Annotated in this window: 19 protein-coding genes and 2 tRNA genes; 19 read left to right on the forward strand and 2 right to left on the reverse strand. The window is 47.2% G+C overall.

Features of this window, described 5'->3' with window-relative positions; genetic code table 11:
- Nucleotides 1-4: 4 nt before the first annotated feature.
- The 7 genes from ACFL9S_RS17650 (at nucleotide 5) to ACFL9S_RS17680 (ending at nucleotide 9,166) form a co-directional block, all read left to right on the forward strand.
- Nucleotides 5-2,128 (forward strand): peptidase domain-containing ABC transporter, encoded by a 2,124-nt coding sequence (locus tag ACFL9S_RS17650; RefSeq protein WP_405263167.1) that lies wholly within the window; start codon nucleotides 5-7, stop codon nucleotides 2,126-2,128.
- A gap of 618 nt (nucleotides 2,129-2,746) precedes the next feature.
- Entirely contained in the window at nucleotides 2,747-3,277 is a 531-nt protein-coding gene (locus tag ACFL9S_RS17655; protein WP_405263168.1) for a fimbrial protein, read from the forward strand.
- Between the two features lie 87 nt (nucleotides 3,278-3,364).
- The gene (locus ACFL9S_RS17660) at nucleotides 3,365-4,093 is read left to right on the forward strand and encodes a molecular chaperone (protein ID WP_405263169.1); all 729 of its coding nucleotides are present in this window, start codon (nucleotides 3,365-3,367) and stop codon (nucleotides 4,091-4,093) included.
- 55 nt (nucleotides 4,094-4,148) lie between these two features.
- The gene (locus ACFL9S_RS17665) at nucleotides 4,149-6,719 is read left to right on the forward strand and encodes a fimbria/pilus outer membrane usher protein (RefSeq protein WP_405263170.1); all 2,571 of its coding nucleotides are present in this window, start codon (nucleotides 4,149-4,151) and stop codon (nucleotides 6,717-6,719) included.
- Nucleotides 6,720-6,822: 103 nt separating this feature from the next.
- Complete coding sequence (locus tag ACFL9S_RS17670) at nucleotides 6,823-7,827, forward strand: fimbrial protein (protein ID WP_405263171.1); 1,005 nt, start codon at nucleotides 6,823-6,825, stop codon at nucleotides 7,825-7,827.
- Nucleotides 7,828-7,873: 46 nt separating this feature from the next.
- Entirely contained in the window at nucleotides 7,874-8,515 is a 642-nt protein-coding gene (locus ACFL9S_RS17675) for a helix-turn-helix transcriptional regulator (protein WP_405263172.1), read from the forward strand.
- 27 nt (nucleotides 8,516-8,542) lie between these two features.
- Complete coding sequence (locus tag ACFL9S_RS17680) at nucleotides 8,543-9,166, forward strand: helix-turn-helix domain-containing protein (protein WP_405263173.1); 624 nt, start codon at nucleotides 8,543-8,545, stop codon at nucleotides 9,164-9,166.
- Between the two features lie 70 nt (nucleotides 9,167-9,236).
- Here the strand turns inward: ACFL9S_RS17680 and ACFL9S_RS17685 are convergent, their stop codons facing one another.
- Together ACFL9S_RS17685 and ACFL9S_RS17690 are read right to left on the reverse strand one after the other, a co-directional pair.
- Nucleotides 9,237-10,025, reverse strand: a complete 789-nt coding sequence (locus tag ACFL9S_RS17685) for a transcriptional regulator (RefSeq protein ID WP_405263174.1) — start codon at nucleotides 10,023-10,025, stop codon at nucleotides 9,237-9,239.
- 792 nt (nucleotides 10,026-10,817) lie between these two features.
- Nucleotides 10,818-11,159, reverse strand: coding sequence for a DUF1090 domain-containing protein (locus ACFL9S_RS17690; RefSeq protein ID WP_405263175.1), 342 nt, complete (start codon nucleotides 11,157-11,159; stop codon nucleotides 10,818-10,820).
- Between the two features lie 485 nt (nucleotides 11,160-11,644).
- On the opposite strand from ACFL9S_RS17690, the gene ACFL9S_RS17695 reads away from it, so the two are divergent.
- From ACFL9S_RS17695 to ACFL9S_RS17750, 12 genes are all read left to right on the forward strand, one after another.
- Nucleotides 11,645-14,323 carry a DUF2339 domain-containing protein gene (locus ACFL9S_RS17695; RefSeq protein WP_405263176.1) on the forward strand — a complete coding sequence of 893 codons (2,679 nt, stop codon included), beginning with the start codon at nucleotides 11,645-11,647 and terminating at the stop codon, nucleotides 14,321-14,323.
- On the forward strand, nucleotides 14,313-15,689 hold the full coding sequence (locus ACFL9S_RS17700; RefSeq protein ID WP_405263177.1) for a DUF3999 family protein: 1,377 nt from the start codon (nucleotides 14,313-14,315) through the stop codon (nucleotides 15,687-15,689). Before ACFL9S_RS17695 ends, ACFL9S_RS17700 begins: the two co-directional genes overlap by 11 nt.
- A gap of 257 nt (nucleotides 15,690-15,946) precedes the next feature.
- Nucleotides 15,947-16,381, forward strand: coding sequence for an RcnB family protein (locus ACFL9S_RS17705; protein ID WP_405263178.1), 435 nt, complete (start codon nucleotides 15,947-15,949; stop codon nucleotides 16,379-16,381).
- A gap of 245 nt (nucleotides 16,382-16,626) precedes the next feature.
- Nucleotides 16,627-17,706, forward strand: coding sequence for a lytic murein transglycosylase B (gene mltB, locus ACFL9S_RS17710; protein ID WP_405263179.1), 1,080 nt, complete (start codon nucleotides 16,627-16,629; stop codon nucleotides 17,704-17,706).
- Between the two features lie 97 nt (nucleotides 17,707-17,803).
- Nucleotides 17,804-18,577 (forward strand): trans-aconitate 2-methyltransferase, encoded by a 774-nt coding sequence (gene tam / locus ACFL9S_RS17715; RefSeq protein WP_405263180.1) that lies wholly within the window; start codon nucleotides 17,804-17,806, stop codon nucleotides 18,575-18,577.
- Nucleotides 18,578-18,680: 103 nt separating this feature from the next.
- Nucleotides 18,681-19,175, forward strand: a complete 495-nt coding sequence (gene pncC, locus ACFL9S_RS17720) for a nicotinamide-nucleotide amidase (RefSeq protein ID WP_405263181.1) — start codon at nucleotides 18,681-18,683, stop codon at nucleotides 19,173-19,175.
- 94 nt (nucleotides 19,176-19,269) lie between these two features.
- Nucleotides 19,270-20,331 (forward strand): recombinase RecA, encoded by a 1,062-nt coding sequence (recA, locus tag ACFL9S_RS17725; RefSeq protein ID WP_405263182.1) that lies wholly within the window; start codon nucleotides 19,270-19,272, stop codon nucleotides 20,329-20,331.
- A gap of 216 nt (nucleotides 20,332-20,547) precedes the next feature.
- Nucleotides 20,548-21,075, forward strand: coding sequence for a regulatory protein RecX (locus ACFL9S_RS17730; RefSeq protein ID WP_405263183.1), 528 nt, complete (start codon nucleotides 20,548-20,550; stop codon nucleotides 21,073-21,075).
- 137 nt (nucleotides 21,076-21,212) lie between these two features.
- Nucleotides 21,213-23,843, forward strand: coding sequence for an alanine--tRNA ligase (gene alaS / locus ACFL9S_RS17735; RefSeq protein ID WP_405263184.1), 2,631 nt, complete (start codon nucleotides 21,213-21,215; stop codon nucleotides 23,841-23,843).
- Between the two features lie 247 nt (nucleotides 23,844-24,090).
- Nucleotides 24,091-24,276 carry a carbon storage regulator CsrA gene (gene csrA / locus ACFL9S_RS17740; RefSeq protein WP_004155916.1) on the forward strand — a complete coding sequence of 62 codons (186 nt, stop codon included), beginning with the start codon at nucleotides 24,091-24,093 and terminating at the stop codon, nucleotides 24,274-24,276.
- 359 nt (nucleotides 24,277-24,635) lie between these two features.
- Nucleotides 24,636-24,728, forward strand: a tRNA-Ser gene (locus ACFL9S_RS17745).
- Nucleotides 24,729-24,889: 161 nt separating this feature from the next.
- Nucleotides 24,890-24,966, forward strand: a tRNA-Arg gene (locus ACFL9S_RS17750).

The following is a 24,966-nucleotide window of genomic DNA, read 5'->3' on the forward strand; positions in this document are numbered from 1 at the left end:
GGTAATGAGTTTTTTGAATGCGCTAAATTTTGGCTGGGGCCGGCGTTTACCTATGATGCAGCAGACACAGGCCACAGAATGTGGATTAGCCTGTGTGGGAATGATATCCAACTATTTTGGACATTCGATTGATTTGGTCTCACTGCGCCGACGCTTCTCTACATCCTTAAAAGGGGCTACGTTGGCGGACGTCATGCTTATCGCCCATAATCTGGGGTTGGCGGGGCGCGCATTACGTTTAGAAATAGAAGAATTAGGTAAACTACGCCGTCCCTGTATTCTTCACTGGGAACTAAACCACTTTGTGGTTTTAAAAAGTGTATCCAAAAATAAGATTACAATCCATGATCCTGCGCGTGGGGTCCGCGATGTCCCTATGGATGAAGTATCCCGATGTTTTACCGGGGTTGCATTAGAGTTGATGCCTGGCGCGAATTTTAAAAAAATTGAAGAAAAACAAACGGTATCCATGTTTACGCTGATCGGTAGCGTAATTGGAATTCGGTCTGCTTTTACACAAATTTTTATTTTATCGGTTGCGATGGAGCTTTTTGCCATTTTGGGGCCATTCTATATGCAATGGGTCATGGATCAGGTGCTGGTTTCGGCTGACCGTGATTTGATGACTCTATTGGGGATTGGTTTTATATTAGTCGTTGTTATGCAGACATCGATCTCTGTCATACGTTCATGGGTAACGACCTGGTTCTCAAGTTTACTAAGTGTGCAATGGACCGCGAATGTCTTCTCACGCTTGTTAGGTTTACCAATGGCTTATTTTGAAACACGTCATGTTGGCGATGTTGTTTCCAGATTTGGGTCAATTGGAACCATTCAAAGTACCTTAACCAGTCGTTTTATCAGTACGATACTTGACGGTATTATGGCCTTCGCTACGCTGGCATTGCTATTCGTTTATAACACGACTTTGACGTGGGTAGTGATAGGGTTGTTTGTTGCTTATGCACTCATTCGACTTATTTCATTTCGACCATTCCGACAAGCAAATGAAGATCAGATCATAACAGCTGCGCGTGCCCAATCAATATTACTTGAATCCATACGTGGTGTTCAGGCGGTAAAACTTAATAATAAACAAGAAGTCAGGGTGACTTCCTATGCTAATGCTGTGGTTGAAACGACGAATAAAGGGATAGCTATCCAGCGCCTGAGCATCGGGTTCAGTGCTCTGCAAGGACTTATTAGTGGTATTGGCAGGGTGGTTTTAATCTGGCTGGCAGCAAAAGAAGTACTGGATGGGAATTTCTCTGTCGGGATGATGACTGCTTTCGTGAGTTTTTCTGATCAATTTATTGGTCGTGCATCGGGTTTAATCGATGCGCTTATCGACTTTAGAATGCTCCGTCTCCACGGTGAACGATTGGCTGATATTGTTCTGACAGATAAAGAACAAGATATGGAAGCAAGTGTTGCGGTTCCTGCACGCAATAATATGTCTAAAGGGCCTGGGCTGAATATTGAATCACTGAGTTTTCGTTATGCTGAGACTGAACCCTGGGTTCTTGAAGATTGCTCCTTTACGATTAATCCCGGTGAGTCTGTAGCGATAATAGGGCCATCAGGGCAGGGGAAAACGACATTAGCCAAGTTACTTCTGGGTTTGTTAACACCCGAAGCAGGGAGTATTTTTATCGATGGCATAGATATGCGTAAACAAGGAATGCAACTGCACAGGGAGCGTATTGGTTGTGTAATGCAAGACGACATACTTTTCGCGGGTTCTATCTCAGATAATATTTGCTTCTTTGATACGACGCCTCAGCAGGATCTGATTGAAAAAGTTGCAAAAATAGCGCAAATACATGATGACATAATGGCCATGCCAATGGCTTATCAGAGTCTGGTGGGGGATATGGGATCATCCTTGTCAGGAGGACAAAATCAGCGTGTATTGTTAGCAAGAGCACTCTACAGGCAGCCAGACCTGTTAATTCTCGATGAAGCATCAAGTCATCTGGATGTTCAGCGAGAGCAATTGATTAATCAGGAAATAAAATCGATGCCGATAACACGAGTTATTATTGCACATAGGCCGGAAACTATTCGTAGTGCGGACCGCGTTTTAATGCTCAATGAGGGAAAGGTGAGTGAGTATATTTTTGAATAAAAATCCAAGGGTTTATGGATAGTTATCTAGATGGATTCATTACTGTATGGCTTTTTTTTGATACTCAAGAGTGAAATAAAAGTTATACTAGCGACATAGATTGAGTTTGAAACAAGTTCAATCTAAAAAAGAATAGTCGTTGGTAAAATCATGCACTCAATGATCAACTCACGCATAACATTTTTAACACCTATTGTTCGCAAGTGAATATCGGTGAGCTTATTAGGGGTTTTTATTGTGCGTGAGTTAATAATTGCCAAAATTGAATCGGTGTCCAGTGCGTGTGGTGGTCACCATCGAATATTATGAGTTGTATTCATAATATGAATCACTCGTCCAGTGAGCCAGGTAAATAGTTTATTCCTGATGGCTCACCATCGGGTAATCTTCATGTTGGAGAGGCTATTGGTGCTGGTATTGTTGGTGTTGTTGGTGTTGTTGGTGTTATCGGCATTGCTGCATTAGCCGTTGTCACCAGTACTGCATCAGCAGGTGTTGCCGGTATTTTTGGTATTGCTGCATTAGTAAAAAAAACCAAGGTATAAACGTCAATCGCGTTTAACTCTGGAATGATTGCATTTCAAATTAAATTAAAACTTTAAGGAAAAGGTATTAATTATGAAAAAAACCATTATCGCTGCCTCATTAACAACTGCAATGACTCTCTTCGCTGCTGGTGCAAATGCCTCTGATGGCACGATTAGCTTTAAGGGGTCTATTGATGGTTCTACCTGTAATATAAGTATTAACGGTGCAAATAAAGATGCAACAGTTAACTTGCCTAAAATCTCCTCTAACCTGTTAGGTGCTAAAAATCAGGTTGCTGGTGCAACGAACTTTAATTTGGTGCTGAGCAACTGTAGCGGTGATTCAGAATCTGTACTGGCATTTTTCGAAGCAGGTGCAAACGTTGATAGCGTATCTGGTAACCTGAATAACAATGGTACTGCTAAAAACGTTCAGGTCCAGCTGATGGATGCTGATGGTAAAGTACTGAAGGTCGGTGATACCTCACAGAGTGCAGGTAAAACAGTGGCACTGGTTGGTGGTACTGCGACACTGACTTATGCAGCTCAGTACTTTGCAACTGATAAAGTAGAAGCAGGGGATATTGATACTTCAGTAACCTACTCTATCAACTACCTGTAATTACTTAAATAAATAGAAACGCAAGGGGCGTTATGCGCCTTGTGTTTCTATTGAGATTAAATAATATATATAATTCCGGGAGAGGGAATGAAGAGGATTTGTTATTGTGTCTTTACAGGGTTTCTTTATTTTCTCGTGGGGAGTATTGCATCCGCTAATGTGGTTGTTCTGGGGACGAGAGTTATTTATCCTCAGGGAGATAGAGAGGTTACAGTTCAGTTAAAAAATGATGGTGAGCTTCCTTCTTTAGTTCAGGCATGGATAGATGATGGTAAGACAAGTACGCCGATAAATAAGCTGAAAGTGCCTTTTGTTCTTATGCCGCCTATTTTTAGAGTGGAACCGGGAAAAGGACAAACTCTACGCATTAGTTACACTGGGGAACAGCTGCCTCAGGACAAAGAGTCGGTGTATTGGTTAAATGTTCTGGATATTCCACCTAAGGGGGCAAGTTCTGGGGGGAATACACTTCAAATGGCAATACGGTCGCGTATAAAAATATTTTTCAGACCACCTTTGCTTAATTCGCATGGTGCTACTGAAGCCTATAAAAACGTAAAATGGACCTTAACTAGTGATAAAAAATTGCGAGGAAAAAATCTGTCACCGTATTATGTTAACATTTCCAGTGTAGAGCTGGATATCAACGGTAAGAAAATAAAAACTACAGCAGGGGAAATGTTATCTCCGGGCGAAAACAAAATATTCGAAAGCCCTGTATTAATGGGTGTTTCCCCTGGCACAAAAGTAAGTTATGGCTCAATAACCGATTACGGTGGCATTGTGATCTCAGAAAGTGCCATCAGAAATGGCTAGTGAAATATAATAATTTAATATAGAAAGTTTCACACGGGAAAAGGAACTTCAGAAGATGATAGCTTTGAGATTCTTATTAATAGCCTCTGATGGTTTTTTAATCATGCAAAAGACAAATAAATTTCTTTGGAGTGTCGTTATTACTTCGGTTGTTGTTTCCCAATCCAGTATTGCGATTGCTCAAGATATAGAGGAGATGAATGGATCTGAAAAAGCGATTTTTGATCCAATTTTCCTTATGCAGGCTTCGGGTAGTGATATTGATGTAACTCGTTTTAAGTATGGTTCAAAATTAGAGCCTGGGGAATATAGAGCAGACACCTACCTAAATGAGAAGTTTATAGGTAGAGAGTCGATCTCTGTTGTTTCTATTGAAGGTAAGTCGAAGGTGCTTTTTACCAAAACATTGTTTGAAAAAATTGGAATCAAAGATACTGTACTTAATCCAAAAGCGGAAGATGAACTTGAATCACTTAATGAATTTTGTGACATTGATAAAATAACGTCAGTAGCAAAAATTCATTTTGATATGTCAGAAATGCGCCTGGATATAAAAGTAGCTCAGGCGAATTTGCAGAAAACTGCACGCGGTTCTGTTGACCCAGGTATGTGGGACAATGGTGCGAATGCTTTATTATTGGGTTACAATACTAATTATTATGAATCCGTTACTAATGGTAAGGAATCGCAATCCTTCTATGGGGGAACTAACCTTGGTTATAACTTCAATGGTTGGATGTTTCGTCATACGGGCTCATTAACATGGCAAAAAAAAAGCCGAAGAGAATACAATAGTATAAGAAATTACCTCCAACGTGATATCACGCCGCTTAAAGCCAGGTTGACGATGGGGGACGGGAATACATCTGGAGAATTATTCGATACGTTTGGTTTCCGCGGTGTTGCGATAAACACTGTGGAAAAAATGTTGCCAGATTCTCAACGAGGCTATGCTCCTGTTATTCGTGGTGTTGCACAGACCAACGCGCATGTCACTGTTGAACAAAATGGTGCTCTTTTGTATGACACCACTGTGCCTCCTGGTTCATTTGTTATCGATGATCTCTACCCTACAGGTTACGGTGGTGATTTAAACGTTAAGATCACCGAAGCTGATGGTCGCGTTAACACATTCAGTGTTCCTTATGCTTCAGTTGCTCAGCTCCTTCGTCCTGGCGCGACTTACTATAGTGTTGTTGCCGGGACTTTAAGAGATTTAAACCTCTCTTTTACGCCAAGAGTTGGACAGGTTACTCTGCAGCGTGGGATGACTAACAGCTTAACGGGTTATACCGGTTTTTTAGGCACTAGAGATTATAGTGCAGGATTGATTGGTGCTGCTGTGGGCACGCAATTAGGTGCATTTGCCTTCGATATTACTCAGTCAAAAGTCTCGGCAGATGAGCATAGAAGTCAGGGGAGCAGCTACAGGGCGACATTCAGTAAGATGTTTGCTGAAACAGGAAGCAGTATTTCAATCGCGGCATACCGGTTCTCATCATCCGGGTATCTTGATTTAAAAAATGCCATGTTATATAGCGATCATTATAAAAAGAAGAACGACCGTGAGTTGACACTCCAGCGTCCGCGTAGCCGGCTGTCACTAACAGCCAGTCAAACCCTGGCGGAGAACTACGGGCAGATATACATCAGTGGATTTAGTCAGAACTATTGGGGGGAATCTGGTAACGATAATCAATATCAGATTGGTTACAGTAATAACTGGGGAAGAGTCTCTTATTCAATATCTGCTAATAGGGTAAGAAGTATTACTGGTGATCAAGAGAACCAGTATTTTATCAGCTTTTCTATACCGCTTGGCTCTGGCACTGGATCGCCGTCCTTCAACATGAGCCTGGGTCAGACATCTGAGGGGATAAATAGCCAGGCCAGCCTCAATGGATTGCTCGGGCGAGATGATCAGTTTAGTTATAACGTTGGGGCTGCCAGAGACCAAAGTGATAATAATTCAGGAAATATATCTGGCGTGTATCGTTCACCTTACAGCTCCCTACAAGGAGCATTTGGCCAGGGGAGTCATTATCGCTCGTTGTCAACCGGAGCCTCTGGGTCATTAGTGGTGTTGTCTGATAGTATCACCGCCAGCCCATATACCTCTGATACATTAGCTGTTATTAGCGCACCAGATGCAGAAGGTGCGAGAGTGGAAGGGTATTCAGGCGTTATTGTAAATAGCTACGGAAATGCCGTTGTTCCCTATCTCAATTCATATCGAGTCAATGAGATATCTCTGGATCCAAAAGGACTATCTGTAGATGTTGAATTGCAAAATACACGTCAACAGGTTATCCCGCGATCTGGCGCAATTGTAAGATTAAGATACAGAACGTCAGTTGGCAGACCGGTACTGATTAATATTTACTCTACAGATAAGGAGCTTCCGTTGGGTGCCGCTGTACGAGATGAAAATGGTAATACGGTAGGAACAGTAGCACAGGGTAACATTGTTTATGCACGGCTTCCATTTGCTACGTCTAATTTAGCGATCAAATGGGGATATGAAAAAGAACAAATCTGCTTATTTAAAGTCACTGTGCCTGATTCTAATAAAAATAGTCAAAATAATTCAGTTGGTTTCGAAAAAATTGACAGTCGATGCATGTAATTGGCCATCAGTGCACCTTAAAATTAAAAAGCATAGGTCACCATGAAATGATAATTAATGCTAATGCCTACTTATTGGTGAAATTAGTATCAGGAGAATAAAGTTGAAGATTTTTATTGTGATTTTATCGCTGTTTGGAGCGAGTCCATATGCTTATGCAGAGTTGATTTGCAGGGCAGCAGATGGAAGAAATACACTATTGTCTCTTGGTGTTGATACTCCTGCAATAAAAGTAACTCCGGGGATTCCTCTTGGAACTGTTTTGTTCAGTAAAACTTTCGAATTCACGACGTCTTGTAGCCAAAATAAGTTGACAGATAAAGGAAATTTAATTTACTTCAAGAGGAAAAATATTACTAATTCTCTTGGGTATGGTCTGACGTTAAGTGTAGGTTTTAATGGGAAAGATGGTAGCATTGCGCAAAATATTCCTACAAATATCATGATTAAAGATGTTACAGCGGTTGGTGGTGGATCGACTTCGTCCTATTGGCCAAAGAATACATTTAGTGTCGATGTGAAAATCACTAAGACATCGAATAGCTCAGTACCTGGCGTGGTAGTGAAGAGTGTTGATCTCTTCACTATGGGCGGTGCATCTTCTTACCCAGCTGATACTGCTGCTTTTAATATGCAAAATCCCAATAACATTGTCTATACCACAGAGACATGTAAAGTTAGCGGACCCGCATCATTTTCAGTGGTGTTAGATAAAGCCATCCTAAATAAGTTAAACGGTTTCGGTTCTGGAATTGGCACAAATACTAAGCCGAAAGATTTTAGTATCATGCTAATTTGTGATACGGATATAATGAGTACTTTCAAAATAATGATGCAACTGGATGGTACGAGTCCAGCGGGGGGGAAGAATTCAGGATTACTATCATTATCACCTAATGCCGATAATGCAAGCGGTGTAGCACTACAGATACTTAAGGGGGGTAGTGGGGTACCCGTAAATTTCGGAACATCATGGCAGATAGGTTCATTTCCTGTGAGTGGGTCAAAAATTACCATCCCATTAACCGCGAGATACTATCAAACGGAAAAAAACATTACTCCAGGAATCGCAAATAGCACTATGATTTATACAATATCATATATGTAAACTTTTTTAATTATTGCCATATTAACTCCTACAGCATGGATTGGTTATGGATAATCCTGATATAAAATATAAAAGTGTCATTTTAAAAGATTTAACATTCATTAACGAGGTTGGAGTGCGTGAGACGCTCAATTCAGTTGGAGTGAATGGTAAGGGGTTAGTTAGTATTAGTAGTGAGGTTTGGACGGGTTTTGATTATTTTACAGGAACAGACCTGGTCATTACATCGATATCAGAAGGTATTAATGATTTGCTGCATAAGGTGAAGGAAATTAGCTGTGTGTCTAATTTTGGAATACCTGTTTTTTTACTTGCTGATATTGTTAATCCGAAATTGTATGGCTTGCTCGCCTCGCTGGGTATAAACGGAGTAATGTCTTTAAAAGAAAATAATAATGTTTTTGTTGATATATTTTATGCGTGCTTAATGAAAGAGAGAAAATACGGCCCGTACGTCATGAGGAAAATTGACGATGAATTCCCTGCACTTTTTTCCCCAGCGGAAACCGATCTTGTGTTCGATATTCTCGAAGGTAAAAGAATTACAGATATAGCAAGAGAGAGAGGGCGTAATATAAAAACCATATCAACTCAGAAATCCAGCATTATGAAAAGACTCAACATTAAAAATAATAGTGAGTTATCTGCACTAGGTGGTCTGTTAAGTGATTTTTCTTCAGATTGCTAATGCATTAGTCATACAAAGGAAATAAAAATGAAAACGCTAGCCTTAATGAACTTTTTTCCTATAACTACCTTAGGTATAAAATCACTATTAGATAATCTTAATCTTAATGTTAATGTGTTGTTTTCTACAAATACAGCTTCTGGCTTGCTAGCATATCTCGATAAAAATATTGTTAGTTCAATTGTATGTGATATTCCTTATACAGAAAATCATCAAAAAAACTCATTGCGAAATTTTTTTAAAAAATTGGGTGGTATGAGTGATAATGTCATAATAATGACCTCATGTTCTGACAGGAATGTTATAACTAATATTGTTAGTGATTTTAATTATTCAATCATCTCCACACACGAGGAGTTTGCTGTTATTAATCTAAAACTAGAAAGAGCTTTAATGGGGGAGGAGGTATTAAGCCCTAAGATACTGGCTGTTCTCAACTCTCCAGAGTTTAATGAGGCTGATCCACTTGATTGTTTGACAGTAAGGGAACGGAAGATGCTTTTCTATCTATTGAGTGGTAACAGTGTTTCAGAAATAGCTCGATTTTGCTCCAGAAGTGTTAAAACGATTAGTGCTCACAAAATAAACATAATGAAGAAGCTAGGGGTTGATAACGACATTCAACTTTTTTCAAAAATTGTACGAATGTGATTTTATAATGTTATTAGATTCATGTTCAATGCTTCTGGTTAATCAGTTTATGACCTTTTTCTCGAGAATATTACAAAATATGGTATTCAGATAAACATTTTGTATTTTTCGATTTTATCGGGTTGTCGCATCTTATTACAGATGTTCTCCGTGAAAATTTATATGTGGTCAGGTAATTAAACTTGTATTTTTCGCATGATATCATGTTGGTTTTTATGTACTTATCGTAATCATCTATCCCACCACTATCATCTTTAGTATAAACAAGACACTCCTCTATTTTTTTCACAAAATGATAATTTCTGAAAAAATCTTCATCTTCCTGTATACCAATACTAATTAACTGCTGCGCTAAAATAATAATAAATAACATCATACCAATCAGTTTTATCTTTTTATTGTTATTTTTCCAGTTTTGTGATTTTTCTTTTTTAAGTGATATGCTGTTTTTTTTCTCTGTCTCTTCTGTTATTTCTGTAATGGCTAAAAACTTACTTAACTGCATGCCTTTTCTCGGAATGGTATTAATAATTTCATTTCCCTGTCCAAGTTTTATAAAGCTACGTCGCAGTATTGATATGTTTTGATAAAAAGTATTGGCCGTAACATGAACGCCATTTTTTTTCCATACTTCATCAAAGAAAACATCTTTTCCCAATACTGTATTTCTGTTTTTAAGCAGGAGTAACAGGCAACCTGACGCAGGTGCATAAAGGATGATTTTATTATTATTATCTTCGAGTGAGGTCAATGTTCTTTCTTTAACATTGAACTCCACTGAATTGTTTATTATGTAGCAGGATGGTGAGGTCATTGTTTTTTTCTTAAGGTTGTAAGCAGGTTTATAGTAACATTGCATGATTTTTTTTCTTTGTTTTTTAATGTGTTTTTTATGTTATTTATTGGTTGTTCTTGTATTTGTAGTTCCTGCTGCGCAGCTATCACTAGTACTTAAGTACCTGGTAGAAAAAACTATATTTATACCGCCATCAAAGACTTTTACCTTTAAAAACAGTATGAAAAAAGAACTGTTGGAATGTTCCTAATGACATTTTATGAACCAGGCATGGCCACATTCTTTTTTAACAGCGAAAATCTATTGTATTAACTCCATCGCAGATGGTGATCCTTGTCGTGTTGATGGTCGTATGGGAAATGCTCACCTCCTGCTTATTACTGTCATCTGTTCTTTTTATTGTTGTAGTTCTTAAATTGATGATGCTTTTTATTCACCTGTAGAGTTTGCAAGCCTGGAAAATCATTAATGAAAGGTGCTTGCTTAACGATATGAATGATACAGTGATTGTTTTTTGATGCAATATATAGCTACACATATGCTTGTATAGGTTTTAATTCTAAAGGTGTAGTGGGTTATAGGTTTATATGCTGCTCGCGCTGTGTGTTTTATATTTATCCATCCGGTAAGACGGTTATTTACTCGGGTGTTAACACCGATTTCAACTTCACATGGTGTAAAACTGAGAGTGATTTACTGTGATAGATATCATTAATGATTGAAACGATTTTATCAATGCTCACTGCTTGAGATTGTAACGTCATTATTAGTCTTCATGAAATATAATGTGTTTATTCGTATCCGTGAATAGGATAACTATGCTCACAGCGAGTAACCCGTTGTGAGCGTGATTACTTAGCCTTTCAGTGAAGCGAGTTCACTACGGGCAGCTTTAAGTTCAGCCTTAATCTTCTGAATATCAGCATTTTTTTCTGCCAGTTTCTTCTCAAGCCTGGTCACTTTCTTCTCTGCGTCAGTTATCTGACCGCTGTCAGTACAGTATGTGTTCACTTCAGCCAGTGCTCTTTTCAGGCCAGAAACTTTATTGTGGTTACCGTATTTCTGTGCCTGTTCGATCTGGAATTCAATTGCGGCGCGTTTTGCATCACAACTGCTCGCAGCAGTAGTAATAGAAGCATAACCTGTGCTCAGGGCCAGAACTAATGGTAATACGGTCAATTTAGCAATCTTAGGCATAATCTATTTTCCTTAAAAAAGGGGATCCATATAACGTAAACCTGCGTTCTCAAACCGTGGCGCAATATCAGGTATTTCCGGGAGGAAATCTCAATGGATAACCATCCTAAGCAATTTGTCGGACGGGTTGATTCATTGTCGTCCTCGGGTTGCCGCCTATTATTTGCATCTCAGTGCCTGCCAGTAAAGACTTTAGGCGCTGTTCCACTTTGCTGATGTGGTGACCCGGAGGACGTGATGCAGACATCTCTAATGCCAGGCACTGATGACCGGTTAACTCAGAAAAACCTGTTGCATATTGAGCTATTTTAACAGCTCAGACCAAATGGTATCAATCGATAGTTCAACATTCAGCACGGTAGCCACTTACGAATACATCGCTGTTTATGCTTGTTTTTTGTATAAAAAATTGCAGCTGATTTATTGAGTGACTTCTGCTTTTTCATGTCAGAATGTAACGATTATTTCACAGATGGGATGGTGTCATGGATGAGCTTCTGCTCTTCGCCGGGCTGGTTGCTGTATTCACTGTAGTGGTATTACCGTTACTGGTGATGATTTCACTGTCGCGCAGCAGGCGTAATGAGCGCGAGCTGGCACAGCTAAAACTGACGGTCACCCAGTTGCAACAGAAACTGGCGAAATGGCAGCGCGGTGAAGCCAGTGCCGAGGTGGCATCAGAACTTATTGTGCCATCGTTGGCATCTGCCTTGACGGCTCAGGAACACATCCGGCAAGAAGCGACGCCTGTTACCGTGCAGAACACGAAAAAGCCACCCTCTACTCTGAACCGTGCTCAATCTCAGCCGCATGATAATAAGCCTGATATGTTCTCGGGGCTGCTTACAGGCCTGCTGGACTGGTTTATGAAAGGCAATCCGCTGGCGAAGTTGGGCGTATTGTTGATGTTCTTCGGCCTGGCGTATCTGCTCAAATACTCGGTTGAGCGCGATATGCTACCCATCGAACTGCGTCTGGCGGTCGCTACGCTGGCCAGCCTGGTGATGTTGGGGCTGGGCTGGCGACTCAGAACGAAACAAACACTTTATGCGTTGATCCTACAGGGGGGGGCGGTTGGCGCGCTTTATATTACGGTGTTTGGTGCCTTCCGGCTCTATGCACTGCTGCCACACTTGCTGGCCTTTGCTCTGATGCTGGTGATCTGTGCTGCCAGCGTAGGCCTGGCCGTTCTGCAACGCGCTCTGAGCCTGGCGATGTTGGCCAGTATCGGGGGCTATCTTTCCCCTCTGCTACTTTCTACCGGTGGCGGTAGTCATATTGCACTGTTCTCCTATTACCTGCTGCTGTCGCTGGGGATTCTTGCAATCACTGTCTGGCAGCCCTGGCGGCTGCTTAATCTACTGGGGTTTGCCTTCTCCTTTGGTGTGGCGGGTCTGTGGGGCTTAAAGGGTTATCAGCCAGAATTTTATCTGAGCTGCCAGCTGTTCCTGATCGCCAATATTGTGATTTTTGGCGTGTTTTCTCTGGGATTATCGCTGCGCGGACAGGTGAAAGGCGAGAAGGTGATCGATGGCGTACTGCTGTTCGGGCCGCCGCTGGTAGGCTTTGGTATGCAGTACCACATTACGCAGCACTGGGCATTTGGTCCTGCGTTTTCGGCACTGGGCTTCGGACTGGCTTACCTGCTACTGGCCTGGTTTGGGCTACGGCGTTATCCGGCGATCGGAAGGCAGCTGGCCGTAGCCGGGCTGGCGCTCGGCAGCGTGTTTACTACGCTGGCTATCCCGCTGACACTCTCTGCGCAATGGACGTCAATGGCCTGGGCGTTGGAAGGGCTGGGTGTCCTGTGGCTGGGGCAGTCGCAGCGCCAGTCACGCGTCAGCTACAGCGGCACCGGATTGCTATTGCTGGCTCTGGGTTCTGCGCTGACGGCTTGTTTCAATGGCATCTATGCTTTCTCCTTCGGTCTGATTTTTGCCGTACTGGCTCTGACCTGGCTCGGCGGTGCCTCGCTGTGGCGCAACACTAACAGCATTATGTCGCGTGTCCTGTTGGGCGGCGGTATTCTCTGCTGGCTGGCGGCACTGATTGGTGGGCTGGCTGCTACCCCAATTCCTGATGATGACTTCCTGTTCCCACTACTGGGACTTATCGCTTTGTCTGCCGTTGCCTGGCATCTGGCCAGCCGACGTCTTATCTGGACGGAGCTGGCTTACATGCCGTGGTTGCTGTGGCTGGCAATGCTGCTGGTGCTGCTGTATCAACAGCTGATCGATAACTCCCTGCGGGCGGCGGGATGGCTCAATCTGGTCTGGCTGCCAGTGCTGAGTGTGGCTTACGGACTGCTGAAGCGGGAACAAGGCAGACTGAAACCTTTGCTGCTGGAACAGGGGCTGCATTTATCGCTGTTCTGGATGCTGCTGACAACAGGGATAGAAGTCTGGCGTATCACGGACAAGCTGCCGTGGGGCATGGATGAATGGCGCATGGCAGCATTGATGGTGTTCATCGGCAGCATTGTTTTGCTGATGTTGTGGGCGCTGCGCCGGGGACTCTGGCCCTTTGCGGCTCATCAGCGTTTGTATAGCACGCTGGGACTATTGCCGCTGGCACCCTGTGCGCTGCTGCTGCTGTTCTTGGGTAACCTGCATGACGGTGTGATGTTCGACTGGCGCTATCTGCCGTTAATCAACCCACTGGAAGAGGGGGCACTGGTGCTGATATGCGCCCTGGTACTGTGGGGCAGCTTGCTGCGCGATCGGTTTGCGGTGGCATTCTCCTGGTGCCCTCTGGCCTTACGTCTTGGCGCGATAGCGTTGCTGTTCTGGTGGGGCAATGGTTTTGTTATGCGTCTGCTGGCGCACTACGCTGATATCGCCTGGCAGCCAGAGGCATTGTGGTCATCACGCTTGATTCAGACTACGTTCGCGCTGCTATGGATGCTGACTGCGTTGATGGTCATGCTGTGGTCAGCGCGCAGCCGTTACCGTCAGGGGTGGTTTGGCGGGGCAGGTTTACTGGGTGTGGTGATTATTAAATTGATTCTGGTCGACAGTGCACATGGCGGTGGTCTGGCACGTGCCGTGGGCTTTATCGGTGTGGCTATTCTGGTGCTGATTGCCGGGTATTTTTCACCCCTGCCACCCAAAACCGCACTTAAAGAAGGCTCTGTGACAGCCAATGAGGAAAAACATGAAGAGTAAGTTGAGCCACTGGTGGCTGATGACCACGCTGTGCCTGTTCGCCAGCGCGGCGGTACATGCCGCTGAGGCACCAAAGGATTATGCTTATGGCCTGCCGCTGATCACGCAGGCTTCGAAGCCCTTCTTCCAGGTAGAACTCCCCGGCGATGTCTATGAGCAAGCGGCCTGGCCGGATATGCGCGATCTGCGGGTGTTTAACAGCCAGGGCGTAACGGTGCCTTTTGCGCTCTATTCTTCAGAGAACGATGAGACACCGGGAAAAACCTGGCCGCTACGTGTCTTCGTCATGAACAACACGCATGCGGAGGCTGGCGATCGAACTCAGGTGACACTAAAGTCTGCCAGTGGAATTGAGGTAACGCTGCCCGTCGAGGATGAAAAACCCCTGGGACGTAGCCTGCTACTGGAAGTCCCGGAAGAAGGGGAGGGGTTCTACCCGAGGCTGAGTGGGTTGCAACTGACCTGGGCGCGTTTGCCACAGAACTGGCAGACGCGTGTCAGCGTGCTTTACAGCCAGGATCTGAAAAGCTGGAGTGAGCTGATCAGCGATGCGCCGTTAATGGATTTGACCTCAGGCAGCGACAGACTGTTGCTTAATACCGTCGATCTCCATTATGACCGGCATACGCCACGTTCGCGCTACCTGATGCTGGTATTCAAAGATGATGCGCAGCCAGCGAATCTGGATCTCAGTGCTATCACGGGTATTGAGCAGCCCACTCGGCGTACACAGAAGTCCATCACCCTGGCTCCATCTGTCAAATCAATCTCTGACCGCGAAGCTGAATACAGCTGGTCTTCTCCTCAACCTCTTAGCCAGGTGAGGATAACGCCTGCGCAGAGTAATACGGTGATACCTCTTTCGATTGAATACCGCAGCAGTGCGCAGGATGCCTGGCAGCCACTGGGTAAACAAGCCGTCTACAGCCTGGGGGATAACGTTTCTGCGCCATTGACGCTTCAGGGGCAGTTGATTCAGGCTATCCGTCTAAAAGGCATTAACCAGCAATGGAGCGGGTTGCCGCCGCTGGTCAGCGGTGAACGTGAGGTGCGCAAGCTGGTCTTTAATGCGCAGGGCAGCGCGCCCTTTATGCTGGTGTGGGGAAATAAAACGGCGACTGCGCAGGCGCTAAGCCTCGATGTTCTGATTCCACCGGAAACCAACCAGTGGCTGGTATTGCCTGACGCCGGAAAAACGGTGGTGCAAACCCTCGGTGGGCGTGAACGTCTGACGGCGACAACGGAAGCCGAGAAAAGCGGGCTCTGGCAGAAAGGGTTGCTGTGGGCGTTGTTAATTATCGGTGCGGGTGGGCTGGTGGTACTGGCGCTGAAAGTCTGGCGTGAGGTTCAGCATCAGCCGAAATAACACGTCATTTTTTCGTTATTGTGGCGAGAGAATGAGGTATAAATCATGACGGCTCATGTTTCTTAACAATAATTTCTGTCTGACGTGGCCGACATCACATTATTATCTCAGGTAACTGTACCGGAACCATCGTACTGTTCGTCTCTCTAAGTTTTGCCGGGCGTTGGTGGGTCCGGTTGATAATGGATTATCGCCGTGTTTATATTCGTTGATTTCGCAGCGGATCGCTGCCAGATAGCCTAATTTTTGGAGAAAGTATGCGTAAGTTGAAAGTGGTATTGTGTTCAGCGTTGTTCTCGGTTGCGGCATTATCCAGCCTCCCTGCTGCCTGGGCAGAGGGTGAGCAGAGTGCAGAAGTGGCCCCTGAAGTGCAGGCACCTGCCGTTCAGACCCCGGAAAGCCAGAACTCGTTGGCGCAGGATCCACAGACTGCCGCTCCACAAGCGAACCCGAAAGACCCTTACGATCTGCAATATTTCTTTGCGGACTTTACGCGTTTTGCTATCGGTGATGTGGTACCCGACGTCTATCGTACTAAACAGTATGAAATCGTACAGTGGAAGGTGCGTCACCTGCCAGCCCCGGAGGCCGACAGCCACTGGACCTATATGGGCGGTAACTACGTGTTGATCACCAACGCTGAAGGGAAAATTTTGCAGGCGAAGCAGGGTGAAATCTATTACAAGCGCTAATTTTTTTTCCTGACTCTTGCCAGCCCAGGCAGGACGAAATACCCCGTCCGCCCCCTGAAATCGAGTGGTACTGAAGGTGCCACTCACGCTTTCATTATGGATTGATCCTTTTTCTCCTCCGCCTGTCCGGGCAGAGGATATTTTCGCAGCAATCCCTTATCAGGTTTGGTAAATCCGCTTAACTCCTCCTCATCAATGCTTTACCATCTGTTTCTGACACTATTAAACGGCAATATGGATATCTAATGCGTTATCTGGTTTCGCTTCTCCCTGTCCTCGCATTACTCACCGCCTGTAGCAGCCAGCCGAAGCCGGCCACTGCTGAACCTCATGGCAACCCGTTTAAAGGCAACGGTGGATTCCTGCTGGAACCTGCCCACAGTGCTGCCGTATTGGGTGGCGATTTTGCCAATAATCAGGCCGCCAATGCCTTTATTGACAAAATGGTGCGTAAGCACGGTTTTGAACGCGAGCAGCTGCACAACGTGCTGGCTCAGGCGAAGAATCTCGACTGGATTGTCCGCCTGATGGATCGCCAGGCTCCGACCACCACGGCACAGGGACCTACCGGACCCAACGGTGCGTGGATCCGCTATCGCAGCAAATTTATTACCCCGGATAATGTGCAAAACGGCGTGGCGTTCTGGAATCAATATCAGGATGCATTGCAGCGTGCCGAGCAGACCTATGGCGTGCCGCCGGAAATCATTGTTGGCATTATTGGCGTGGAAACCCGTTGGGGGCGCGTGATGGGGAAAACACGTATTCTTGATGCACTGGCAACGCTGTCCTTTAACTACCCGCGCCGTGCGGAATACTTTAGCGGTGAGCTGGAAACCTTCCTGCTGATGGCGCGTGAAGAGGATGATGACCCGCTCGATCTGCGTGGCTCGTTTGCCGGTGCGATGGGCTACGGCCAGTTTATGCCGTCGGCCTTTAAGCAGTATGCGGTGGACTTCAACGGCGACGGGCATGTCAACCTGTGGGACCCGGTGGATGCGATAGGCAGTGTGGCGCACTACTTCCAGGCGCACGGCTGGCTGACCAACGGTACGGTGGCGGTGGAAGCCAACGGCCAGGCTCCGGGACTGGAAAGCGGCTTTAAAACCCGTTATACCGTGGCTAAGCTGGCAGAGGCAGTGCTGTCACCGGTTATCCCGCTGGATAATAACCAGCAGGTGAGCTTGCTGAAGTTTGATATGGGAACGCGTTACCAATACTGGTACGGATTGCCGAACTTCTATGCCATCACCCGTTATAACCACAGTAACCATTATGCAATGGCGGTGTGGCAACTGGGTCTGGCGGTGAAACAGGCGCGCTAAATACCTGTCAGTATCTTGATGCATTTTTGTTATTTATCGCGGTGGCAGCCAGGTTTACAGTACGTCTGGCTGCCACTTGATCCCTGAGCGAGAAATAATGAAAGACTGGAACCCCGATCTTTATCGTCAGTTCGAAGCAGAACGCACGCGCCCGGCGCAGGAACTCCTCAATCGCATTCCCCTCTTGTCACCTTTGTATGTCACCGACCTCGGCTGTGGACCTGGCAACAGCACTGAATTGTTGCACCAGAAATGGCCTGAGGCGCAGGTAACGGGCCTGGACAGCTCACAGGCAATGCTTGATCAGGCACAACGGCGTCTGCCTGACTGCGCATTTTCTCTGGCAGATATTCGTCACTGGCAGGCGACGCCGCCGCAGGATGTGATTTATGCCAATGCGTCACTGCAATGGCTGACCGATCATCCGGTATTGCTACCTCATCTGGTGTCTCAGCTTGCCCCTGGCGGCGTGCTGGCCGTGCAAATGCCGGATAATCTTGACGAGCAAAGCCATCGACTGATGCGTGATGTGGCTGAACGCCCGGCCTGGCAGGCGAAAACGGACCCGCAGGCTGCGGCGCGTAAACGTCTGTTGTCGACCAATGACTATTATGATCTGCTGACCGCCTCCGGTTGTCGGGTCGATCTCTGGCGCACCACTTACTATCATGTGATGCCGTCGCCACAGGCGATTGTCGACTGGCTGCGGTCCACCGGACTACGCCCGTATCTCGCGGCGCTGGATGAGGCGGAGCAGGTGTTATGGCTGGCAGATTACTATGCTGAGATCGCCTGCGCGTATCCGCCCCGGCAGGATGGCAATCTGCTGCTGGCCTTTCCTCGTTTGTTTCTGGTGGCGCAAAAAGTCTGATAAAAAGCCTGGACGTCGCGCCGCAAAAACGGGTTTCGACGCCGCGTGAATCCGGGAAAAGTGCTACTCTCTTGCTCTTCATTATCAGGGAGCAGAGAGCACCATGACCGATAACGAATTAACCCAGTTGAGCACCCGTGTTGGTGAGCGTTTGCTGGCACGACATGCCAGTGTTACCACGGCTGAGTCCTGCACCGGCGGCTGGATTGCCAAAGTGCTGACGGACATTGCGGGCAGCTCAGCCTGGTTCCAGCGTGGCTTTGTAACTTACAGTAATGACGCCAAGCAGCAGATGATCGGCGTAATGGAAGCGTCGCTGACGCAGTTCGGCGCGGTGAGTGAGCAGGTGGTGCAGGAGATGGCGCAGGGCGCGCTACGTGAAGCCGGGGCGCAGTATGCTATTTCGGTCAGTGGGATCGCCGGGCCGGATGGCGGCAGTGACGAAAAACCGGTCGGTACCGTCTGGTTTGGCTTTGCGTCTGCCAGCGGTGAAGTGCTGACGCTGGTGCAGCGCTTTCGCGGTGACCGTGAGGCCGTTCGTCGCCAGGCAACGGCCTGGGCGCTCCAGACCCTGCACGATCATTTTCTCAAAAATTAAACTTGATACTGTATGACCATACAGTATAATCAGCGCATATTTTAGAGACGAAGCAGCATCTACGTGTGCTTTACCCGCATGATTAGGAGTAAAAATGGCTATCGACGAAAACAAGCAAAAAGCACTGGCAGCAGCGCTGGGCCAGATTGAAAAGCAATTTGGTAAAGGCTCCATCATGCGCCTGGGTGAAGACCGCACTATGGATGTGGAAACCATCTCAACCGGTTCTTTATCACTGGATATCGCTCTGGGGGCGGGTGGCTTGCCAATGGGCCGTATCGTCGAAATTTATGGTCCAGAGTCTTCCGGTAAAACCACCCTGACTCTGCAGGTGATTGCTTCTGCACAGCGCAAAGGCAAAACCTGTGCGTTTATCGATGCCGAGCACGCACTGGACCCGGTTTACGCCAAGAAATTGGGCGTGGATATCGACAACCTGCTGTGTTCTCAGCCGGATACCGGTGAGCAGGCGTTGGAAATCTGTGATGCGCTGGCACGTTCTGGTGCGGTTGACGTCATCATTGTCGATTCCGTAGCGGCACTGACGCCGAAAGCGGAAATCGAAGGTGAAATCGGCGACTCTCACATGGGCCTTGCGGCACGTATGATGAGCCAGGCGATGCGTAAGCTGGCCGGTAACCTGAAAAACTCCGGTACGCTGCTGATCTTCATCAACCAGATCCGTATGAAAATTGGTGTGATGTTCGGTAACCCGGAAACCACCACCGGTGGTAACGCCCTTAAATTCTACGCTTCTGTCCGTCTGGATATTCGCCGCATCGGTGCGATCAAAGAGGGCGATGAAGTGGTGGGCAGTGAAACCCGTGTCAAAGTAGTGAAAAACAAAATCGCTGCGCCATTCAAGCAGGCTGAATTCCAGATCTTGTACGGCGAAGGCATCAACGTCTTCGGTGAGCTGGTCGACTTGGGTGTGAAGCACAAACTGATTGAAAAAGCGGGTGCCTGGTACAGCTACAACGGCGACAAAATTGGTCAGGGTAAAGCTAACTCAGGTAACTTCCTGAAAGAAAACCCGGCTATCGCTAACGAAATCGAAGCAAAGCTGCGTGAAATGCTGCTGACCAACCCGGATACTAAGCCTGATTTCGTTCCTGCACCGCATGAAGCAGAAAGCGAAGTGAACGAAGACCTCTGATTTTCGGCACGGCACGGGTCGATGAGATTTGGCCCGCTGTACCCGAAGGGGAATCGCAAAAGCGGTTCCCTTTTTTCTTGGTGTCGCGACAGGCTCCCCCTTAAACGCATAAACCCGCGACTTATCCTCCTCTTTCTACGCTTTTTCCTCGCAAGCACCGCCATCAGACGTTACCCTTGATCACCTGTTATATTGACTCAACGCTGTGGGGGCACTATGTCAGAGACCACTGAACGAACCCGGCATGCGAAATTGCTGGAGCGGGCAATGCGTATTCTCGCAATGCGCGATCACAGTGAAGCAGAATTTCGCCGCAAGCTGGTTATCTCGAGCGAGCGCGCTGCTCAATTCTCTAAACAACAGGGCGCAAAACAAGAAACACCACCAGAGCCACTAGCCCCGGAAGAGATCGACCGTGTTGTAGAATGGTGTTATCAGCACAACTGGCTGGATGATCCCCGCTTCGCTGAACGCTATGTGGCAGGGCGAAGCCGTAAAGGTTACGGGCCGCAACGCATTCGCATGGAGTTGGGGCAGAAGGGCATTGATAAAACACTGATCGATGAGACGTTATTTGCCGCAGAAATTGACTGGCAAACTCAGGCTTTTATGCTGGCTGAACGCAAGTTTGGGCTGCCTCTGCCATCTGAATGGAAGGAAAAAGCCAAAGTGCAGCGTTATCTGATGGCTAAAGGCTTCTTTATGGAAGATATCCGGTCAATTTTCGAGAATTTTGACAATTGACCGTCGATGGGATTTTACTTCCCCCTGAAGAAAATTTATCTTATTCACCACTTTTTGTTCGTGTGTCGTCGCTGGCGAAAGCAATACCGGCGGAGCAAGACCCACGAAACGTTCGTTAGCGTGATTCCAGGACAAATATGAGCAAGAGCACTGCGGAGATTCGTCAAGCGTTTCTCGACTTTTTCCAAAGCAAGGGACATCAGGTTGTAGCCAGTAGCTCCCTCGTCCCTAACAATGACCCGACGCTGTTATTCACTAACGCCGGGATGAACCAGTTTAAAGACGTTTTCCTCGGTCAGGATAAGCGCAATTACTCCCGAGCGACGACCTCGCAGCGCTGCGTGCGCGCCGGTGGTAAACACAACGACCTTGAAAACGTAGGTTACACCGCCCGTCACCATACTTTCTTCGAAATGCTAGGTAACTTCAGCTTTGGCGATTACTTCAAGAAAGAAGCGATTGCTTTTGCATGGGAGCTGCTGACCAGCCCTGAATGGTTCGGTCTGCCGAAAGAGAAGCTGTGGGTGACCGTATACGAGACCGATGACGAAGCTTACGGCATCTGGGAAAACGAGATCGGTGTGCCGCGTGAGCGTATTATTCGTATCGGTGACAACAAAGGTGGCGCCTTCGCCTCTGATAACTTCTGGCAGATGGGCGATACCGGTCCGTGCGGCCCGTGCTCTGAGATCTTCTTCGACCACGGCGATCACATCTGGGGTGGCCCTCCGGGTAGCCCGGAAGAGGATGGCGATCGCTACATTGAGATCTGGAACATCGTCTTTATGCAGTTTAACCGTCAGTCTGACGGCACTATGCTGCCATTACCGAAACCTTCCGTGGATACCGGCATGGGGCTGGAGCGCATCAGCGCAGTGCTGCAACATGTCAACTCCAACTATGAGATCGATCTGTTTGCCCAGCTGATCACGTCAGTTGCGCAGGAGACCGGTGCCACCGATCTGGGGAGCAAATCCCTGCGCGTGATCGCTGACCATATCCGCTCCTGTGCTTTCCTGATTGCCGATGGTGTTATCCCGTCCAATGAAAACCGTGGCTATGTACTGCGTCGTATCATTCGTCGCGCAGTGCGTCATGGCAACATGCTGGGCGCAGAGGGTGCATTCTTCTACAAGCTGGTGGCTCCGCTGATCGCCGTAATGGGCGCAGCAGGCGAAGAGCTGAAAAACCAGCAGGCGCAGGTTGAGCAGGTTCTTAAGGCTGAAGAAGAACAGTTCGCAAAAACGCTGGAACGCGGTTTAGCTCTGCTTGATGAAGAGCTGGAAAACTTACAGGGCGATACGCTGGATGGTGAAACTGTCTTCCGTCTGTACGACACCTTCGGTTTCCCGGTCGACCTCACTGCGGATGTGTGTCGTGAGCGTAACCTGAAAATTGATGAAGCTGGTTTTGAGCAGGCGATGGAACAGCAACGTCAGCGTGCGCGTAACGCCAGCGGTTTTGGGACGGATTACAACAATGTTATCCGTATCGAGCAGGCGTCAGCCTTTAAAGGCTACGAGCAGTTAGCGCTGAATGCCGTGGTGACCGCCATTTTCGTTGACGGGCAGGCGGCGGATGAAATCAGTGCCGGCCAGGAAGGGGTTATTGTTCTTGACGAAACACCGTTCTACGGCGAATCCGGTGGTCAGGTGGGCGATACCGGTGAGCTGAAAAGCGAAAAGGGTGCCACCTTCACTGTTAATGACACGCAGAAATACGCACAGGCGATCGGTCACATCGGTAAACTGGCTTCCGGCCAGCTACGTGTAGGCGACCGCCTTGCGGCTCAGGTCAATGAAGCGCGTCGTGCGCGTATTCGCCTTAACCACTCGGCAACGCACCTGCTGCATGCCGCGTTACGCCAGGTTCTGGGTGACCATGTCGCGCAGAAAGGTTCTCTGGTCAATGATAAGTACCTGCGTTTTGACTTCTCGCATTTCGAAGCGATGAAGCCGGTTGAAATTCGTCAGGTTGAAGAGATCGTTAACGCACAGATCCGTCGTAACCTGCCGATTGATACCAACATCATGGAACTGGAAGCAGCGAAAGCACACGGTGCGATGGCGTTGTTCGGTGAGAAGTATGATGATCATGTGCGCGTGGTTGGCATGGGTGACTTCTCTACTGAGCTGTGTGGTGGCGTCCACGCCAGCCGTACGGGTGATATTGGTCTGTTCCGTATTACTTCAGAGTCTGGCACTGCCGCAGGCGTACGTCGTATTGAAGCGGTGACCGGTGAAGGCGCGCTGGCCCAGGTTTACAGCCAGAATGAGCAGTTGCTCGATATTGCTCACCTGGTGAAAGCCAATAACAGCAATCTGAATGAAAAAGTTCGTGCGCTGATTGACCATGCGCGCGGACTGGAAAAAGAGTTGCAGCAGTTGAAAGATCAACAGGCTGCGCAAGAAAGTGCCTCACTGAGCAGTAAAGCTATTGCGTTGAAGGGGACCAGGCTGCTGGTCAGTGAACTGAGCAACGTTGAGCCTAAGATGCTGCGTACGATGGTCGATGACCTGAAAAACCAGCTTGGCTCTGCAGTTATCGTGCTGGCAACCGTCGCTGATGGTAAAGTATCCCTGATTGCCGGGGTGACTAAAGACCTGACCGATCGTGTAAAAGCGGGCGAACTGGTGGGCGAATTGGCTCAGCGGGTCGGCGGTAAGGGTGGCGGTCGACCGGATATGGCTCAGGCTGGCGGTACAGATGCGCAGGCGCTGCCTGCGGCTCTGGCTGGCGTTGAGGCATGGGTGGCTGCGAAACTGTAACACTATAAAAATGTATCGTGCAGAGGCGCTCAGGCCCGATGGGTCGGGCGTTTTTTCAAGCGATACGCCCCTGTAATCATAAAGTCAGGTTGATGATCTGGTTTTCGGCTAAACTAAGTATCAGCAGAATGTATTGGCAGACAGGTGCACAATTGGTGTATTTGTCATAATCTACATTTAGCGTTATACGATGGATAATGCCGGGAAGCACGTAACCCGACTCTTTTAATCTTTCAAGGAGCAAAGAATGCTTATTCTAACTCGTCGAGTTGGTGAAACCCTCATGATCGGTGATGAGGTGACTGTAACTGTGCTGGGAGTCAAAGGTAACCAGGTACGTATTGGTGTTAACGCCCCTAAAGAAGTTTCGGTGCATCGTGAAGAGATCTATCAGCGCATCCAGGCCGAAAAGACTCAGCAAACAAGTTACTAACGGATCCAGCGCCTCGCTCCAAGTAGCGAGGCGCTACCGGTTTTTGCCTTCTTTCTCTCTCTCCTCTTAGCTATTTTCCAATTTATCCTCCATTCGCGTCATTCTTTTGCCAGAATTTTTCTGCTGTACCCATTTTCATTGTCTTTGTTTCGCCTAAAACTCACTGCATTCTTTGTTGATAAATCACTCTTTTTGTCGTCAAAATGGCCGACTTGCGTGGCTTTTGTGCAATCAGACGCGAGTGATGAAAAAAGGGGGAGAAATTGTTTGACTTACAACGCCCAGAAAGTAATATGTGCGCCACGCAGTGCCGATGAGCAGATACAACGTTCTGAAGCACAACTCGAAAGAGTGCTAGTGGTGAGGTGGCCGAGAGGCTGAAGGCGCTCCCCTGCTAAGGGAGTATGCGGTCAAAAGCTGCATCCGGGGTTCGAATCCCCGCCTCACCGCCATTTTGCATCCATAGCTCAGCTGGATATCGAATCCTCCTGGATGCACCATCTTCTTTAAAGCTGCTTAGCGCGGCTTTAATCTTGGGTAGTACCGATGCAGCGTTAGCAGCCCTGTGTCACGGTGAGTAGTTAGCACACTGCGTTATACAAGAATTAAAAATGCATCCATAGCTCAGCTGGATAGAGTACTCGGCTACGAACCGAGCGGTCGGAGGTTCGAATCCTCCTGGATGCACCA

This window comes from Erwinia sp. AnSW2-5 (assembly GCF_045107195.1).
GTDB lineage: Bacteria > Pseudomonadota > Gammaproteobacteria > Enterobacterales > Enterobacteriaceae > Erwinia.